The organism is Bartonella sp. AA78NXGY (assembly GCF_042197005.1).
GTDB lineage: Bacteria > Pseudomonadota > Alphaproteobacteria > Rhizobiales > Rhizobiaceae > Bartonella.
The window spans coordinates 1-15947 of sequence record NZ_JBHIRI010000019.1; the positions used below are offsets into that span (position 1 = coordinate 1).

The window sequence follows — 15947 nt, forward strand, 5'->3', positions numbered from 1 at the left end:
AAGTGAGCGAGGGAAAGTGAGCGAGGGAAAGTGAGCGAGGGAAAGTGAGCGAGGGAAAGTGAGCGAGGGAAAGTGAGCGAGGGAAAGTGAGCGAGGGAAAGTGAGCGAGGGAAAGTGAGCGAGGGAAAGTGAGCGAGGGAAAGTGAGCGAGGGAAAGTGAGTGAGGGAAAGTGAGCGAGGGAAAGTGAGCGAGAGAAAAATGAGCGAAGAGAGGCTTTTGTTGAGCCTTGCTTTTGACTTGTTCATTAAGGTGCATGGGTGTACTTCTCGTTTTATGCTTTTTTATATTTGTGTCGTGTTTTTTAAAGAATTGAGGCTCTTGCTTGAGAGGTGCTCTTGCTTGAGTGGTACTTTTGTTTGAATGGGATTCTTGTGAGCTTTTAAGGGGAAAGTGAAGAGGGGCTGCTCTTGGACTTTACTTGCTGTTGGTGTTTTCTTAAAGAGTGAAAATCTTGTAACTTATTTTCTTTTTATCAAGCATAAAAATGTGTCTTACCAAGCGATATGGAGAGCGAAAAATCTATACTTAAAGCAAAAGATATTCTGGTGTTTGGGGAAAAAAAGCCCATTTTCTTGCAGGTGGAGAGGCAAGACGCATAGAGAAGGTGAGCCAAAAGCACACGTTTTGCTCCATAGAAAGTGTAACAGTGCTTTTAAAGAGCTTGGGGTGGAGGGGGAAAATTGAAAGAAAAGAGGGACATCTATTTATTTACGAGACCGTTATTTATTTACGAGACCGTGAAGGACAGTTTCTCTCTCTGGATGAAAAAGGTTTTGTGCAATTTGGTTATGGAATTGTGAGAGACGCTGGTATCCATGCGGCGGCTTGCCAAATGATTAATCCTTATCATTTTAGGGCTTTATCATTTTGGGGGGCCAGATTGACAACGAGGCATTGAGGCAAAGGGGTGGATTTTAAGGCAAAGGGATTGAAATTTCTTGAGGAAGAGGTAAGCGTAGGGCGTGTCGTGTACTTGAGGAAGTTTTTGATGAGGGCAATGAATGAGGTTGATCTGGGACTGAGGTTGATCTTGTCTGCGTGCTTGGGCTTTCAATATGGGGGCACCACCTTGGGGAAAGGAAATTGTTCTATCTCTCAAGTGGCTTCTTCTTTACTTGCACACCCTTGTGGTTTTGACATTGCTTGGTGATGTTAACATTTGGCAGCTTTCTCATAAAAGCTTTATGGAAGATGAAAGTTTGGGTTTTGAAAAAAATATCGAAAAAATCAATTTGGGCCGGTTTTGTTGATGATTTAAATCGTCATAAAGACAAAGCAACCTCGTTACGATTTTCTTGCACTCGTTTGCTTCTTCTTTGGAAAGCAGCTTATCTTCCTGAAAATAAAAAGAGCACTTAGAATTTTAGAGTCAGAGACCCAAATTTGTGCAATAGAAGAAGATATTTTTATGAAAATTTGATCGAGGAGAAAAGAGAAGCCTTAAGATAATAGGGGGTACACTGTGAGTGATGAAAACATGATGTTTGAAGTTGATGAAAAAAAAGCACCCCTGATATTGTCTTTATAAAAAATGAGGGATACAAGCGCTTGATATTGATGAACCCTCATTCATTGTGAGGACGAAAGCTTCGGTTCATGAAAATGGCTTAAAAATTGAGACAAATGAGGGGTAAAAAATGAGGGGCAATGGAAAAAATGCACCATTGGATGAAGAATTACGGTCTTTTTCGCTGGAAGAAGCGTTTTTGACAAGCAAAAATTATAAAGTCATCTTTTGCATTGCTTTCATTGTGTCAGCTTTTATAATGGCATTCTTTATGTTTTTTAAGTGGGATTTGACAGGGTGGTGGAATTATATCCTGTTCATTTTAACATTAATATTGGTTTTTATATCAGCGCTTCTTTTTGTACTCATTCCTGTTGCCTTTGTGGTCGGTATCATCTTTACGCGTTTGTTGAAAAAAAAGATCGATAAGTTGGATCAAGAAATCTGGCAGAGAAGAAAAACGGCTTACCAACAAAACAGCGTGTGAAGGGAGGGCAGAAAATGAATACTGGTCTTTATATATTCTCATGCGTTGTAGGAGAGACCTTCTCTTCGTGCGATGTTTGAAGTTGATGAAAAAAATGCACCCCTGATATTGTCTTTATAAAAGATGAGGGATACAAACGCTTGATATTGATGAGCTCTCATTCATTGTGAGGACGAAAGCTTCGGTTCATGAAAATGGCTTAGAAATTGAAACAAATGAGGGATAAAAAATGAGGGGCAATGGAAAAAATGCATCATTGGATGAAGAATTACGGTCTTTTTCGCTGGAAGAAGCGTTTTTGACAAGCAAAAATTATAAAGTCATTTTTTTCATTGCTTTCATTGTGGCAGCTTTAAGAACGGCTCTTCTCTTCTTACTCGTGTGGCTTGAGTGGAAGTTGGCGGGGTGGGAAGGGAATGTCATAACAGTTCTCTTTTGCATCGTGCAGGTTATATTAGATTTAATTTTTGTACTCATTCCTGTTGCCTTTGTGGTCCGTATCATCTTTACGCGTTTGTTGAAAAAAAAGATCGATATGTTGGATCAAGAAATCTGGCAGCGAAGAAAAACCGCTTCTCAACAAAACAGCGCGTGAAGGGAGGGCAGAAAATGAATACTGGTCTTTATATATTCTCATGCGTTGTAGGAGAGACCTTCTCTTCGTGCGATGTTTGAAGGTGATGAAAAAATGCACCCTTGATATTGTCTTTATAAAAGATGAGGGATACAAGCGCTTGATATTGATGAACTCTCATTCATTGTGAGGACGAAAGCTTCGGTTCATGAAAATGGCTTGAAAATTGAAACAAATGAGGGATAAAAAATGAGGGGCAATGGAAAAAATGTATCATTGGATGAGGAATTACGGTCTTTTTCGCTTGAAGAAGCGTTTCTGACACGCAAAAATTATAAAGTCATCTTTTGTATTGCTTTCATTGTGGCTGCTTTAAGAATGGCTCTTCGCTTCGTACCCATGTTGCTTGGGTGGAAGTTGGCGGAGTGGGAAGGGGATGTCGTGGCAGCTCTCTCGTTAATTATGGAGCTTATATCATGGTTTATTTTTTTGTTTATCCCTGTTGCCTTTGTGGTTCGTATCATTTTCACGGTTCTGTTGAAAGAAAAGATCGATATGTTGGAGCAAGCAATCTGGAAGCGGAGAAAAACCGCTTCTCAACAAAACAGCGCATGAAGGGGCGGAGAAAATGATAGATATTAAAATAATGGATATTATTGTTGTACTCTCGTGGGGTGTGGGCTTGATGCTTTTCACGCTGCTTTCTGCTGTGGTCGTGATGTTTATTTGGGCATTGTATTACTCTACTTTCAAGCGGGTGAGGCTGTATTGCCAAGTGACAAAAGAATTAAGCCGCGTGCTTGAACAACCTGTCGCTTTTGAGCCGTCTAGTGGAGCAACGCCGATGATTAAGCCGTTATCTGAGGAAAAAGAGTTTTCTCTTTCTGATGAAGAAATCTTAACGATGGAAAGTGCAACGGCGCTTTTAAAGAGTTTGGGGTGGAAGGTGGAAATTGAAGGAAAAGGGGATCATTTGGCCACCTATTATTTACCAGATCGTGAAGTGCAGTTTCTTTATAATGCTGAGAAGGGGTATCCGCGATTTGATTGTGCAATTGCAGTGGTTTCTGGTATCCATGCGGCGGCTTGCCAAACAATAGACCCTTATAATTCTGGAGGCTTGATTGCTCTTGAATTGAGTTTTGATGTGAAGGGGTTGGAAATTTTTGAAGAAAAGGTAAGCGTTGGATGTTTACGCCGTGTACTCGAGAAAGCTTTAGATCAGGCAATGACTGAGGTTGATCTTGGCAAGATGCTTCACTCTCAATATAGAATCCTGCCTTGGGAAAACAAAACTGTGGTCCCTCGGTTGGCTTCTTATTCCCTGCGTTATCTTGCGGCTCTGGCTTTGATGGGTGATGTTGAAACTTTACACTCTTATCAGAAAAGCTTTATGGAAGGTGAGAAGCTGGGCTTTGAAACAAGCATCGAAGAGGAGCATCTGGAACGCGCAATGGTGATTGCTCAGGCGGTAGAAAAGACAAAGCAACCCAGTTACGATTTGCTTCAACAGGCGGCAAAGGATTTTTCCATGGAGGTAGAGAGCTATGAATGTTTTAGAGCCTCAGATCCCAATTTGTGCAATAGAAGAAGAGATTCTTATGAAAATTTGATCGAGGAAAAAAGACAAGAATTAAGGCAACAGGGATATTTTGTTTACGAAAAGGACGCGATTTGTGAGGTTGATGGAAAAAACTATCGTCCTCATATTCTTTACATAAAGGATGGGGAGTTAGAATATATGGATGTAGAAATTAGGGTTGAGGAAAAAAATTATTGAGAAAAAATAAAGCGTTTAGATAAATTAAAAAGAGCTTAAACCTAAAAATAGAGCGTAAAAGCAGAGGGGAACAATGCAGGAGAAAAAAGCAACATTTGAAGAGTCTTTCTTTTCATTTAGAAAATTTATGGTGTCTTCAGTGGAAAGGCGTAAAGGGGTGGGACGGTGTAAAATAATAGGGCACCGCTTTTTTATCATGTTTTGTACATGCCTTATCATGATGGCTTTAGAAGTTCCTGCGGGTGCAAAGTCTCTGGTACAGCCGTTGCAATGGACAAGATGGGAAGGAATTGGTTCTCTTATTTTTCTCTTACCAGTGTTGATATGGTTTTGTCTTCTCACACCCCTTCCTATTTTGTGGGGCATTTGTCGTTTTAAAGAGCGTAAATTGGAAAAAATAAAGAAAAAACTAAAAGAAAAAATAAAGCAGTAAGAGATTAATCAATGAGGTTATATGCATGAGGGGTGAGATCGCGTTTTTTATTTTGTTTCTGCCGGTTGGATATTTTCTTCTAAATGCAGTTACAGTTTTTGCCATTTTTGTGAATATGATTATTGTGGCGCCTTATTATTCTTTAATAAAGCGTTTGAGGCTCTATTACAGAGTGAAAAAACAAAGACGTTTGATGAAAGAACAGCCGCAGCATTTTTGTTTCTTTGAAAAAAGCGGAAAAGAAAAAGAGAGAGTGCCGCAAAACTTAGCACTAGAAACACAGATAAGTTTCTATTCGTTAAAAAAATGGCTCGCTTTTTCACGCAAAGATTATATCCTCCACGCATGCCTCTCTTTCATCATTATGTTTTTCAAAGCTTATGTCTATGTGATTTTCTCTAAAGGGATAGCTGCTAAGGTAGATGAGAGCAGATTTGAATATATTATCATTCTCTTGTTTTTCTGGTTTTTTTTATCGGTATGTATTTTTGCAACGATCCCTGTTGTTGTGATCCTTCGTGAAACTTTAACTCATCGATTGAAAAAGAAGATTCAGCAGTTGGAAGAAGTGACTGAAGCAACCCAATCAATCAATTTATAAAGGGAAGGGGATAAAATGCATTACGAAATAGCGGCATTTTGGACGGTGATTTTGATCATTCTGCTGGGGGGTGTTTTTGATTTTTTCTTAACAATACCCATTGTGGCACTGTATATTTCTTTTATCAAGCGTTTGATCTCATATTACAAGGTTACCAAACAATTAAACGCAGCGCTGAAAAAGCGCATGTAGTGCTCGTGTCATGGGGGAGGCGTAAGTTTTAGATCATGCCATTTCTTCACGGCTTGGGAGGAGGGCATCGATTGTTTTTCTCATTTTACGCTGATCTCTGGGGGAAAAGGGCTGTTGGCAATGAATAGGCTGATGATAGGTTTGTAATAGGCTTGTATAGGCTTTAATGGGGCGGTTTATCGGCAGTTTGCTTGTTTTCTGTAAATTTGCAAAATTGTAAAAACGTGAAACTGTAAAAGGGCGTGTGGTTGCTCAAGAGACGTGATGGTTGTGGGGAGGATATGGGGTAAAGAGGGTGCCAATGGAGGCGTAAAGGTTGGATTGTGCAATACGTCAAAATTGGAATGGGGTAATGGGGAATTGGGGTAATGGAGGGCGTTGGGGGAAAAGGGAAGTGTGTGTGGAATGGTGTTGAAAAGATAAGGAAAATAAAGTGCGCGTGTGGCACTGTATATTTCTTTATCAAGCGTTTGATCTCTTATTACAAGGTTACCAAACAATTAAACGCAGCGCTGAAAAAGCGCATGTAGTGCTCGTGTCATGGGGGAGGCGTAAGTTTTAGATCATGCCATTTCTTCACGGCTTGGGAGGAGGGCATCGATTGTTTTTCTCATTTTACGCTGATCTCTGGGGGAAAGGACTAATGGCAATGAATAGGCTGATGATAGGTTTGTAATAGGCTTGTATAGGCTTTAATGGGGCGGTTTATCGGCAGTTTTGTTGTTTTCTGTGAATTTGCAAAATCGTAAAAACGTGAAACTGTAATAGGGTGTGTGGTTGCTCAAGAGCCGTGATGGTTGTGGGGAGGATATGGGGAGAAGAGGGTGCCAATGGAGGCGTAAAGGTTGGATTGTGCAATGCGTCAAAATTGGAATGGGGAAATGGAGGGCGTTGGGGGAATGGAGGAATGGAGGGCGCGTTGGGGGAATGGGGGAATGGAGGGCGTTGGGGGAAAAGGGCTGTTGGCAATGAATAGGCTGATGATAGGTTTGTAATAGGCTTGTATAGGTTTTAATGGGGCGGTTTATCGGAAGTTTGTTATTTTCTGTGAATTTGCAAAATCGTAAAAACGTGGAACTGTAAAAGGGTGTGTGGTTGCTCAAGAGCCGTGATGGTTGTGGGGAGGATATGGGGAGAAAAGGTGCCAATGGAGGCGTAAAGGTTGGATTGTGCAATGCGTCAAAATTGAAATGGGGTAATGGAGGGCGTTGGGGGAAAAGGGTTGATGGCAATGAATAGGCTGATGATAGGTTTGTAATAGGCTGATGATAGGCTGGTGATAGGCTTTAATGGGGCGGTTTATCGGCAGTTTGCTTGTTTTCTGTAAATTTGCAAAATTGTAAAAACGTGAAACTGTAAAACGGTGTGTGGTTGCTCAAGAGCTGTGATGGTTGTGAGAAGGGGATAAGCCCGTGTGAGAAGGGTTAGAAAAACGTTTGGTTTTGGAGCTGTTGATATAGGCATGCTGTTTAGAGGCGTAAGGGAGGGGGATTGTTCGTTCTCAAAGCCTATGATGTAAGGAGAGTATGGGCTATTCAAGAGGGTGTTCGGGTATGGATAGAGATTGAAGGGGCACTGCTTCTTTGCAAAGCAGAGGTATTGATCATAAGTTTTGTTTATTCATATGGTTTTTTATGGCATCCAGTACCTGTTGGCTTATCTCCTTATGGGTCAGCCATCGTAAACCTTTGGGCGTTGTTTTTTGTCCTAATTGAATGGGGATAAAATCAACCTTGTTTTTGCGCGCGCACTCGAGGATCATTTGATCATGCATGTTGGAACCAAAAATATGAAGAATACATGGCGGTTTAGGCAAAAGAGCCAACTGCTCAATTAATGCGCAAGAAAATGCATAGGCGGGCGAATGAATCCATAATATGCAATATTTTAGATCATGCCATTGCTTCACAGCTTCTAAAAATTGCGCCTTTGATGCCGCACAATCATAATCCAACGACACGCACAACTGTTTGTTGTGCAATGCCTCAAGCTGGACTTTATGGGAAAGAAAGCGTGCAGCAATAATCACTTCTTGCGGCTCTAGTGATTGATACAAAGGGGCTAGCATCCCTGTGCCCCCTACCACTAAATAACGATAGTGCGCATCCTTTTTTTTCATGCCCCCTCCCTTATTACTTTAAATCCCACCTCTTTGCTTTAAAAATGTGTACATTTCATCAGCAAGTCTTTCACAACGGGTTTGTACCTCTTCACTTATAACTTTCCAAGTACGACCTTCATCATCTGAGGAAAAATCTTCGTTGGAAGAGGCGATTTGACATTGGAGTGTATAACCATAAAGCGTGTGCACCACCGGCACTAAATGTTCACACGGTTGTGCGCATTTTTTGGCCGTACTCCCATGAGAGATAAGTCCAACAGGTTTATTTAAAAAGGCATTATAGCTCAAATTATCAAGAGCATTTTTTAAAACACCCGAATAAGATCCTTGATAAACAGGGCTTGCTAGAATAACGCCATCAGCCGCGGCAATGGTTTTGACAAACTCACGGACCGCAGCACTTGGATTAGCCTCTACCTGCTGATGATAATCGGGATCTGTCATCGGCAAGGGCTGTTCACGCAAATCAACCCAATGAAGTGATGCACCCCGCTTTATGAGGCAATCCGCTAAATAACTGGCTAAAGTTCTTGTTAAGGAAGGTTGACGCACAGACCCCAAAATAATTGCTATATTCAACAGGATTCTCCTTTATCTTTTCCCCACAAGCCTATAACGCAAGGCTTATAAAGAAGTGTGAGTAAAATGGCGCGTATCATTATGCTGTTTATAAAGAGCAATTGTGATGATATCGCATGATCATAGAATCAATCCATGCTAACAAGATTGTTGACAAAACAATACCTCAAATTTGCAAGGGAATGTTAGTGCTTTCATTAATATTAAAATGCTTGATCTCAAGAATTGCGGCTGTCTCTCTGTCTTAGAAGCGCTTTTATGAATATATTCTAAGCTATTGGCTTGCAAGAACTCTAATGAAAAATGGAATGTATCGTCATATTTTGAATGTTCATTGATCCTTTTTAATTGGAATAAGAAAGTTGTAAGATTTTCTCATTTCAAATGCTCTTATTGCGCGATCAATTTGCGCATCAATGGAAGTTGCTTTTTTCATGTCTTAAGTGGGCGGAAAACAATAGAGAAAAGAATAAAAATGCTTCTGTCTTTTCAAGGGATAAAGGCTATCGTAGAAGCTAGATAGGGCTGTTTGTAGGGGGCAGCGGTATGGCTGTTTGTAGGGGCAGAGCGGTATGGCTGTTTGTAGGGGGCAGAGCGGTATGGCTGTTGTAGGGGCAGAGCGGTATGGCTGTTTGTAGGGGCAGAGTGGTATGGCTGTTTGTAGGGGCAGAGCGGTATGGCTGTTTGTAGGGGCAGAGCGGTATGGCTGTTTGTAGGGGGCAGCGGTATGGCTGTTTGTAGGGGGCAGCGGTATGGCTGTTTGTAGGGGGCAGCGGTATGGCTGTTGTAGGGGCAGCGGTATGGTTGTTGTCGGGAGCCTTAGGGTAATGGGGGGGTGTCCGTGTTGAGGAACGAGTTATGGCGTGGCTTGTCGCAAGGGGAGGGTAAGGCTATTGTAGAGGCTGCAGGGGGCGTATATGAATGGTGCTGGATTACATTTTTTATTGAAACAATAGGGGTGATAGAGTTTATAGTAAGGGGATATATTCATGGGAGCGCTATTGTTATCCCTTTCATGGGGGATGTTCATGAAATGGGGGTGATGCGCGTTGGTTTGGAAGTGTTGAGAGATTTCTTTAAAACAAGCACGTGAATTGGCAAAAATATTGGCAACATGAATATGCAATACGAGTATTCTCTGAGGTATTCTGTTTGACCATAATGGATGCAATTGTGCTTGAGAGATTATGCGTGTCCTTATAAAAGTTAGGGACAAACAGTTGCATAAAAGGGAAGAGCAAATGAAGGGGGAAAATTCCACATTTTATAACAAACGGTGCTCTCTTTTTTTTGGAAAATCATTTCGTTCTTATAAAGATCATATGATTATTTGTCTTATTTCTATCCTTGTTGGGATAGGTTATAAAGCTCTTTTGATTCCATTAGAAGCCAAGTGGCCGTTGAGTGTATCACAGGATAGCACTCTTTTGGCGCTCTTTGTGCTGCGTGAAGTCATCATGGTTGTTGTTGTTGCCTTGATGCCTGTTTTATTGGTGCTTTATCTCATCTTAATGTATTTGTTGAAAAAAAAGATTCAGCAGTTAGAAGAGGCTATCCAGCAACGGGGTCACACAATCGATCAACAAAATAATCCAGTAAAAAACAATAGAGAAAAAATAAGCAGTTTTTTTATCGTATACTTTTGGTTGATATTTCTGCTAAACGTCTTTTTTCCTGCGGGTGTTGTCATGCTCATTTTAGAATTTTACTATTTTGTTTTCAAGCGCGTGAGAATGTATTGTAGAGTGAGATGGGAATTAAAACGCGTAAGATAAAGAGAGTGACAAGGCGCTTTTGTAGCTATCGTGAGGGGTAATAGGCAATGTTTAGAAGCTCTCGTGACACAAGAAGAGGGGAGGATGAATGGTTGGAAAATCATCAGACAAAGAAGAGAGTCTATTTTCTTTTGTAATGAGGAGGATGCTCTTAATCATTGGGAAGAGTAACCGCGCTTTTAGAAAGTTGGGGGTTTTTGTTGAAAACAAGGGAAGCGCCATGCATCGCACTTTTCGTGGTTCTTAAAAGAGCGGGCATGAGATAAAGAAATGCATTTTTCATAAAAAAAGGAAGAGCAATGAAGGGGAAAAATTCAGCATTTTATAATGGACTGCGCCATTTTTTCGAAAAAAGTATTTTTTCTGTGCGAGAGCATGTTGTCATTTGTTTTCTCTCTCTCATTATTGAGCTATGGAACAGGATTCTCTCTCTCTCATCCTTGGATAGCAAAGAGTACAGCATTTTTTCTCTTGAGCTGTGGAACAAGATTTTCTTTCTCCTATCCTTGGGTAGCAATGGGGAACGGACAGGGTGGTGGGATACACCTCTTTTTCTCTCTCTGTATGCGTTTTGGAAAGTTATTATAGTGTGTGTTTTGGTCTTATTCCCAGTTATGTTGATACTCTACATCATATTGTGGTTTTTGTTGAGAAAAAATACTCAAAAATTGAAAGAAATAAACCAGCAACGGGGTAAAATAACCGATCAAAAGGATCGGTATAAAGAAAGTGTGAACTGGAAAATGGACGATATTCTTGTCATGATATTTGTTTTCGTGCTTATGTGCGTGACATTGGTGGTTGCTTGTATTCCCATGATGATTTTAGAACTTTATTATGGTGTCTTTAAGCAGGTGAGAAAGTATCGTAGAATGAGACGGCTACTAAAACGCGTAAGATAAAGAGAGTGACAAGGCGCTTTTGTAGCTATCGTGAGGGGTAAGAGGCAACGTTTAGAAGCTCTCGTGACACAAGAAGAGGGGATGGTTGGAAAATCATCAGGCAAAGGGGATAAAGAAGCCTATCAGGTTTGTAATGAGGAGGATGCTCTTAATCATTGGGAAGAGTAACCGCGCTTTTAGAAAGTTGGGGGGGTTTATTAAAAATAAGGAAAGCGCCATGCATCGCACTTTTCGTGGTTCTTAAAAAAGCGGGCATGAGATAAAGAAATGCATTTTTCATAAAAAAAGGAAGAGCAATGAAGGGGAAAAAGTCAGAATTTTATTCAGCATTTTATAATGAACTACGCTATTTTTTTGGGAAAGATTATTTTTCTGTGCGAGAGCATGTTGTCATTTGGTTCCTCTCGCTCATTATTGAGTTGTGCAACAGGATTTTCTTTCTCTCATCTTTGGGTAGCCAAGAGAACTTGACAGGGTGGTGGGATACACCTCTTTTTCTCTCTCTGTATGCGTTTTGGAAAGTTATTACAGTGTGTGTTTGGGTCTTGTTTCCAGTTCTGTACATACTCTTCATAACATTGTGGCTTTTGTTGAGAAAAAATACTCAAAAATTGAAAGAAATAAACCAGCAACGGGGTAAAATAACCGATCAAAAGGATTGGTATAAAAAAGGCGATAGAGAAAAATGGAGTGATATTCTTGTTACAATATTCGGTCTCGTGCTTATGTGCGTGACATTGGTGGTTGCTTGTATTCCTATGATGATTTTACAACTTTATTATGGTGTCTTTAAGCAGGTGAGAACGTATCGCTGTTTAAGAAAAGAATTGAAAAACGTCTTGCAAGAACAGGATACAGCGTTTGAGAAGTCATGAGAGGGAAAAAATAATGAAGAAATTATGAGAGATTCAGCCTTTATAGGGATTGCTCTCTATACCATTTTGCCTCTGATATTTTTTGGTGCTCTTTCATGAGGTGTCCGTAAACATTGCTCTAAGGAGCAGTGTTGAGGGTGGCATTGAGTGAAAGAAAAGCCGATTATGGATTAGTATTGATAAAAGGGAATAAGAGCCCTTGGGGTTTAGAGCCTAGAGTGAGTGCTTGGGACTTACTTTATCGTTTGAGGCGTGAGGAAGGAACGGTTTTGCTTGTAGGGGCGCGCGGTATATGGGTTGTTTTCGTATTTTTAGGAGCCTTGTTCATTCAAGCTTTGAAATGAATCCTATTGAAGTGGGGATGCAGGGTCATTTTCTTGAAAATAGGAGAATTTTTAGGAAGAAAAAGCTGAATTGTGACTATTGTTTATAGATTGGCGTGGTTTGAAAATCTTCACTATTTGAGATGTGAGGAAGGTAAGAGGGTGGCAAGGTAGCAGGAATATTATAATTTTTATTATGACGTAAGCCATAACGGCCTGTGTACTTTTCTTGATTTCGGTGATATTTGGGTTTTGCATCATCATAATGCGAAAATTGGAAAAAAAGATCCAGAAACGAGAAGAAGCAATCTCGGTGTGATAGCAAATAAGCTCTCTGTCACACGGGGTCTTTTCAAAGAGTGAGAGGGGAATACATGAAGGAGCAAAATTGGGCATCAGAGCAAGAAACGCATAAAGGAGCGCATTCTTTTTCGCTTCAGCAAGCGTTACTCTCAGCAAAGGATTATAAAATTATCTTTGCTATTGCGGTTCTCATTGTCATGTGGAGAATGGTTCTAGAAATACCAGGTGTATTAAATTGGCAGCTGACAGGGTGGCAATATGTTGTGCATGCCGTTCTCTTTAAAACAACGGTCGCCATAACGGTCTGTGTCATTATTTTTATTCCGGTTATGTTACGGCTTCGCACCAAAGTGACGGGTGAGTTGCAAAAAAATATTCAGAAACTAGAAGAAGCAATCTCGGTGCGAGAGCACATAAGCTCTCTGTCGCACGGGTTGTGTAAATAGTGAGGGGGGAACATGAACTTTGATCCTATAGCCGTATTTCTATTAGATCCCGAGTTCTGGGTATTTATTGTTATTTGCATGATCATTATCATGCTTGTTTTAGCTCTTTATACCTCTGTCTTCAAACGGATGAAAATGAATTTTCAAGTGAAAGGCGAGCTGGAAAGAGTGCTTCAAGAAAATGATCTTGCAACGCAGCAGTTTTGGAAAGATGAAGCCGTGCTGCAGGAGAGGCGTTTGCAACTAAAGGCAAAGGAAAAAGAACCCTTTGTCGGTTATGATGATGATGAAATTCTCACGATAGAAAGTGCAACAGCGCTTTTAAAAAGCTTGGGGTGGTCTGTGGACATCGAGGGAAAAGGAGATTATTTGGCAACCCTCTTTTTACCCGATCGTGAAGTGCAGTTTCTTTATAACGAAAAACACGTGGAAGAATTTTCCCCGTTTGATCGCGGGCTTTTAATTATGAGCGGTATTTTTGCGGCGGCTTGTCAGACGATTAATCCGCATAATTCTGGGGTTTTGCCAACAGTATTTATGAATTTTGTACCCAATGGATTGGAAATTTTTGAAGAAAAAGTGAGCGCCAAGCTTTTAAAGAAAGCACTCGATACAACTTTAAAATGGACAATGGAAGATGATTCTTTGCATGAAATGTTTCGCTCTCAATATAGTATTCCCCCTTGGGAAAAAGATTCTTTATCATGGGCAACGGATGGAGACGTAGAGTTCGCACCTTATGCTTTGCTGCATCTTGCTGCTCTTGCCTTGCTGGGCGATGTTGAGACTTTAGCTTCTTATGACGAAAGTTTTACGGCAGGGGAGAAGCTTGGCTTTGATGAAACCATTGAAAAAGTCCATTTGGAACGCGCGATGGTGATCGCTCAAGAAGTGAAAAAGGAAGGAAAGTTCAGTTACGATCTACTGGAACGGGTTGCTGAGAAGTGGTCTATAGCCATGGACTATCAGCTTTTCAGAGTGAGATCCCCTAATACGTGTAATCAAAAACGTGCTTTTCATAAAAAATTAGTCGAGGAGAAAAAACAAGAATTAAGGGAACAAGGGTTTGAAGGGGTGAGTGATGAACAGTTCGTGTTTGAAGCAGAGGGGGTAAAACATGCTCCTGATATTACTTATATTAAAGATGGTAAAATCGCATTTATGGATATAAAAATTGATTAGTTTATTCTCCTGTTGAAGAAAAGCACTTTTATTTAAAAGATGTGAAAGCGCCATGATTGAGACGCTTTCACACCTTTCTTACCAGAGCAAAATAAAGGGCTCGAAAAATCAAGAATAATAGCCAAGATTTTAAAAAATAGACTGGAAATGGCTTGATCCTCAAGAATAGGGGAAAAAATCAATTATAAATTCTACTCTCTTCTTAAAGGCGGTCTCTTTTTTGTTAGAAAATGCTCATAAATTATCGCTTATTCAAGCGGTATGAGGGAAAGGTCCATTGACTCAAGGCGCTATGGGGGGAGCTCCATTGACTAAAGGCGCTATGGGGAAGCTCTATTGACTAAAGGCGCTATGGGGAAACTCTATTGACTAAAATGCTATGGGAGGGAAGCTAGGGGGTAGAGCCGGGGGTAGAGCCTTTGTCATTTGAGGTGAGAGGAAGGCAAAAAATGGCATTTTTGAGCAGTGTTAAGCTCTTTTGCCTTTGAGGTGTTTTTTGTCTTTCTAAGAAGTCCTTGCCAATGAAGCAGCGCTTGTTAAGCTTCAACAGTGTTTCAGTATGGTGATATTGATATAAAAATTTATGGTATTTTTGTGTTTTTCAGTCTGCTTCATGGAGATCTGGAAGCCAATCCGATGACAGAGGAGATGCATGGTCATTTTCTTGAAAACAGAAGAATTTTTGGGAAGAACAAGAAGATTGCGGACCCTTATTAACGAAAGCGCTATGGGAGCGAAGCTAGGGAGTTAGAGCCCTAGGGAGTTAGAGCCTTTGTCATTTGAGATGTGAGGCAAGTAAAAATGGCATTTTTGAAGGCGATGATATTTGGCCAATAAAAATAAAAACACAATAAAAACTAAACTAAAACAAAGGAAAAATTAAACTAAAAAAGGCCCCATTTTATAAAGGGCCTTTTTATTTAAATTTTACAATATATACAAAATGTATATAACCTTACTTTAAGAACTTTTTGTATCTTATATTCTAGTAGCAACAAGTTGTACGAAATATATAATAAGTGATCCTAAAAAACCAGCTATTGCATTCAATAAATTTTCTGCTTTATCGTATATATCGTTGATTGATGCTTGTTCTGATGCGCTTCTATTACTGACTCTCAGTATATTCAATGTATCCGATGTGTCCCTTACTTGTTTAACAAACTGTAAATTTGTTTTCTCAATAGTATAAGGAGCAACAATAGGAGAGGGTTGTTTATTGACTATACGATCAGATTTTTGAATCGCGAGAGCTAAACCACTTGTAATAGCCCCAGCTATGAAAAAATATCTGATATTCATAGTTTTTCTCCTATATTTATTTCGATAAATAAATATCGATACGTATCATATATAAATTCGATTTAAATAACTATAGTAAAAATACAACAATCACAAAAAAGAATAAACTTTGTCTATATTTTGACAAAATTTACTCTTAATTGCCTTAATGAATTCTTTCAGATTCGATTTTATGAAGGCGTAAAAAAGTTTGAAAGCTCTGTAGGCAAGTGGAATCCCATAAGGTGGGTGATACAATAGTTGCTAGCAAACTTCTTTTTGTGCCTTTGACCAAGGATTCATAAAAATGAGGGTTCATAAAAATGAGATGCGATGAAAATTGAGTAAAACCCTTGAAGGGAAGGATTCACTCTATTGAAGGCGGAGTGCATCTTTTCCATGGATTGGATACTGCTTTATTGAGGGTTTGGCAGTCTCCGTTGAGGGGAAGGATGCACTCTTTTGAGGGCTAGGGTGCATCCTCTTATAGATTGGATACTGCCTTTATGAGGGTTTGGCAGTCTCCGTTGAGGGGAAGGATGCACTCTTTTGAGGGCTAGGGTGCATCCTCTTATAGATTGGAT

Annotated in this window: 22 protein-coding genes; 19 read left to right on the top strand and 3 right to left on the bottom strand. The window is 40.1% G+C overall.

The window, feature by feature from the left end:
- Nucleotides 1–647: 647 nt before the first annotated feature.
- The 11 genes from ACFINL_RS08510 to ACFINL_RS08560 all read left to right on the top strand — a co-directional run bounded on the left by ACFINL_RS08510 (nucleotide 648) and on the right by ACFINL_RS08560 (nucleotide 6814).
- Nucleotides 648–899 carry a hypothetical protein gene (locus tag ACFINL_RS08510; protein WP_375651382.1) on the top strand — a complete coding sequence of 84 codons (252 nt, stop codon included), beginning with the start codon at nucleotides 648–650 and terminating at the stop codon, nucleotides 897–899.
- Nucleotides 900–1056: 157 nt separating this feature from the next.
- Nucleotides 1057–1251 (top strand): hypothetical protein, encoded by a 195-nt coding sequence (locus ACFINL_RS08515; protein ID WP_375611618.1) that lies wholly within the window; start codon nucleotides 1057–1059, stop codon nucleotides 1249–1251.
- A gap of 387 nt (nucleotides 1252–1638) precedes the next feature.
- Nucleotides 1639–1995: a hypothetical protein gene (locus tag ACFINL_RS08520; protein WP_375651383.1), complete on the top strand. Its 357-nt coding sequence runs from the start codon at nucleotides 1639–1641 to the stop codon at nucleotides 1993–1995.
- Between the two features lie 229 nt (nucleotides 1996–2224).
- The gene (locus ACFINL_RS08525) at nucleotides 2225–2590 is read left to right on the top strand and encodes a hypothetical protein (RefSeq protein ID WP_375651384.1); all 366 of its coding nucleotides are present in this window, start codon (nucleotides 2225–2227) and stop codon (nucleotides 2588–2590) included.
- A gap of 228 nt (nucleotides 2591–2818) precedes the next feature.
- Nucleotides 2819–3184 (top strand): hypothetical protein, encoded by a 366-nt coding sequence (locus ACFINL_RS08530; RefSeq protein WP_375651385.1) that lies wholly within the window; start codon nucleotides 2819–2821, stop codon nucleotides 3182–3184.
- 13 nt (nucleotides 3185–3197) lie between these two features.
- Nucleotides 3198–4349: a DUF6990 domain-containing protein gene (locus tag ACFINL_RS08535; protein WP_375651386.1), complete on the top strand. Its 1152-nt coding sequence runs from the start codon at nucleotides 3198–3200 to the stop codon at nucleotides 4347–4349.
- Nucleotides 4350–4422: 73 nt separating this feature from the next.
- A complete protein-coding gene (locus ACFINL_RS08540; protein WP_375651387.1) occupies nucleotides 4423–4782 on the top strand; it encodes a hypothetical protein in 360 nt (119 codons plus the stop codon).
- A gap of 25 nt (nucleotides 4783–4807) precedes the next feature.
- Nucleotides 4808–5383, top strand: a complete 576-nt coding sequence (locus ACFINL_RS08545; protein ID WP_375651388.1) for a hypothetical protein — start codon at nucleotides 4808–4810, stop codon at nucleotides 5381–5383.
- Between the two features lie 15 nt (nucleotides 5384–5398).
- Nucleotides 5399–5575, top strand: coding sequence for a hypothetical protein (locus ACFINL_RS08550; protein ID WP_375651389.1), 177 nt, complete (start codon nucleotides 5399–5401; stop codon nucleotides 5573–5575).
- Nucleotides 5576–6432: 857 nt separating this feature from the next.
- Nucleotides 6433–6570, top strand: a complete 138-nt coding sequence (locus ACFINL_RS08555) for a hypothetical protein (RefSeq protein ID WP_375651390.1) — start codon at nucleotides 6433–6435, stop codon at nucleotides 6568–6570.
- A 100-nt stretch (nucleotides 6571–6670) separates the two neighbouring features.
- A complete protein-coding gene (locus tag ACFINL_RS08560; RefSeq protein ID WP_375651391.1) occupies nucleotides 6671–6814 on the top strand; it encodes a hypothetical protein in 144 nt (47 codons plus the stop codon).
- 364 nt (nucleotides 6815–7178) lie between these two features.
- On the opposite strand, the gene ACFINL_RS08565 is transcribed toward ACFINL_RS08560, so the two are convergent.
- Both ACFINL_RS08565 and ACFINL_RS08570 read right to left on the bottom strand, forming a co-directional pair.
- Nucleotides 7179–7694, bottom strand: coding sequence for a short-chain dehydrogenase (locus ACFINL_RS08565; protein ID WP_375651392.1), 516 nt, complete (start codon nucleotides 7692–7694; stop codon nucleotides 7179–7181).
- 18 nt (nucleotides 7695–7712) lie between these two features.
- Nucleotides 7713–8276: an NADPH-dependent FMN reductase gene (locus ACFINL_RS08570; RefSeq protein ID WP_375611626.1), complete on the bottom strand. Its 564-nt coding sequence runs from the start codon at nucleotides 8274–8276 to the stop codon at nucleotides 7713–7715.
- An 841-nt stretch (nucleotides 8277–9117) separates the two neighbouring features.
- Here ACFINL_RS08570 and ACFINL_RS08575 point away from each other — a divergent pair.
- The 8 genes from ACFINL_RS08575 to ACFINL_RS08610 all read left to right on the top strand — a co-directional run bounded on the left by ACFINL_RS08575 (nucleotide 9118) and on the right by ACFINL_RS08610 (nucleotide 14082).
- Entirely contained in the window at nucleotides 9118–9369 is a 252-nt protein-coding gene (locus tag ACFINL_RS08575) for a hypothetical protein (RefSeq protein WP_375651393.1), read from the top strand.
- 148 nt (nucleotides 9370–9517) lie between these two features.
- Nucleotides 9518–10051: a hypothetical protein gene (locus ACFINL_RS08580; RefSeq protein WP_375651394.1), complete on the top strand. Its 534-nt coding sequence runs from the start codon at nucleotides 9518–9520 to the stop codon at nucleotides 10049–10051.
- Between the two features lie 299 nt (nucleotides 10052–10350).
- Nucleotides 10351–10953 (top strand): hypothetical protein, encoded by a 603-nt coding sequence (locus tag ACFINL_RS08585; protein ID WP_375651395.1) that lies wholly within the window; start codon nucleotides 10351–10353, stop codon nucleotides 10951–10953.
- Nucleotides 10954–10983: 30 nt separating this feature from the next.
- Complete coding sequence (locus tag ACFINL_RS08590) at nucleotides 10984–11121, top strand: hypothetical protein (RefSeq protein ID WP_375651396.1); 138 nt, start codon at nucleotides 10984–10986, stop codon at nucleotides 11119–11121.
- A 128-nt stretch (nucleotides 11122–11249) separates the two neighbouring features.
- Complete coding sequence (locus ACFINL_RS08595; RefSeq protein ID WP_375651397.1) at nucleotides 11250–11828, top strand: hypothetical protein; 579 nt, start codon at nucleotides 11250–11252, stop codon at nucleotides 11826–11828.
- 137 nt (nucleotides 11829–11965) lie between these two features.
- Nucleotides 11966–12172 (top strand): hypothetical protein, encoded by a 207-nt coding sequence (locus ACFINL_RS08600; protein WP_375638458.1) that lies wholly within the window; start codon nucleotides 11966–11968, stop codon nucleotides 12170–12172.
- Nucleotides 12173–12525: 353 nt separating this feature from the next.
- Complete coding sequence (locus ACFINL_RS08605; protein ID WP_375638459.1) at nucleotides 12526–12900, top strand: hypothetical protein; 375 nt, start codon at nucleotides 12526–12528, stop codon at nucleotides 12898–12900.
- Between the two features lie 12 nt (nucleotides 12901–12912).
- Nucleotides 12913–14082, top strand: a complete 1170-nt coding sequence (locus tag ACFINL_RS08610; protein WP_375651398.1) for a DUF6990 domain-containing protein — start codon at nucleotides 12913–12915, stop codon at nucleotides 14080–14082.
- Nucleotides 14083–15060: 978 nt separating this feature from the next.
- Here the strand turns inward: ACFINL_RS08610 and ACFINL_RS08615 are convergent.
- Nucleotides 15061–15384, bottom strand: coding sequence for a hypothetical protein (locus ACFINL_RS08615; protein WP_375613621.1), 324 nt, complete (start codon nucleotides 15382–15384; stop codon nucleotides 15061–15063).
- Between the last annotated feature and the right edge of the window lie 563 nt (nucleotides 15385–15947).

Coding starts and splice junctions, on each gene's coding strand:
- ACFINL_RS08515 (WP_375611618.1), top strand. CDS start 1,057: ATGGGGGCACCACCTTGGGGAAAGGAAATTGTTCTATCTCTCAAGTGG.
- ACFINL_RS08520 (WP_375651383.1), top strand. CDS start 1,639: ATGAGGGGCAATGGAAAAAATGCACCATTGGATGAAGAATTACGGTCT.
- ACFINL_RS08525 (WP_375651384.1), top strand. CDS start 2,225: ATGAGGGGCAATGGAAAAAATGCATCATTGGATGAAGAATTACGGTCT.
- ACFINL_RS08530 (WP_375651385.1), top strand. CDS start 2,819: ATGAGGGGCAATGGAAAAAATGTATCATTGGATGAGGAATTACGGTCT.
- ACFINL_RS08535 (WP_375651386.1), top strand. CDS start 3,198: ATGATAGATATTAAAATAATGGATATTATTGTTGTACTCTCGTGGGGT.
- ACFINL_RS08540 (WP_375651387.1), top strand. CDS start 4,423: ATGCAGGAGAAAAAAGCAACATTTGAAGAGTCTTTCTTTTCATTTAGA.
- ACFINL_RS08545 (WP_375651388.1), top strand. CDS start 4,808: ATGAGGGGTGAGATCGCGTTTTTTATTTTGTTTCTGCCGGTTGGATAT.
- ACFINL_RS08550 (WP_375651389.1), top strand. CDS start 5,399: ATGCATTACGAAATAGCGGCATTTTGGACGGTGATTTTGATCATTCTG.
- ACFINL_RS08555 (WP_375651390.1), top strand. CDS start 6,433: ATGCGTCAAAATTGGAATGGGGAAATGGAGGGCGTTGGGGGAATGGAG.
- ACFINL_RS08565 (WP_375651392.1), bottom strand. CDS start 7,694: ATGAAAAAAAAGGATGCGCACTATCGTTATTTAGTGGTAGGGGGCACA.
- ACFINL_RS08580 (WP_375651394.1), top strand. CDS start 9,518: ATGAAGGGGGAAAATTCCACATTTTATAACAAACGGTGCTCTCTTTTT.
- ACFINL_RS08585 (WP_375651395.1), top strand. CDS start 10,351: ATGAAGGGGAAAAATTCAGCATTTTATAATGGACTGCGCCATTTTTTC.
- ACFINL_RS08595 (WP_375651397.1), top strand. CDS start 11,250: ATGAAGGGGAAAAAGTCAGAATTTTATTCAGCATTTTATAATGAACTA.
- ACFINL_RS08605 (WP_375638459.1), top strand. CDS start 12,526: ATGAAGGAGCAAAATTGGGCATCAGAGCAAGAAACGCATAAAGGAGCG.
- ACFINL_RS08610 (WP_375651398.1), top strand. CDS start 12,913: ATGAACTTTGATCCTATAGCCGTATTTCTATTAGATCCCGAGTTCTGG.
- ACFINL_RS08615 (WP_375613621.1), bottom strand. CDS start 15,384: ATGAATATCAGATATTTTTTCATAGCTGGGGCTATTACAAGTGGTTTA.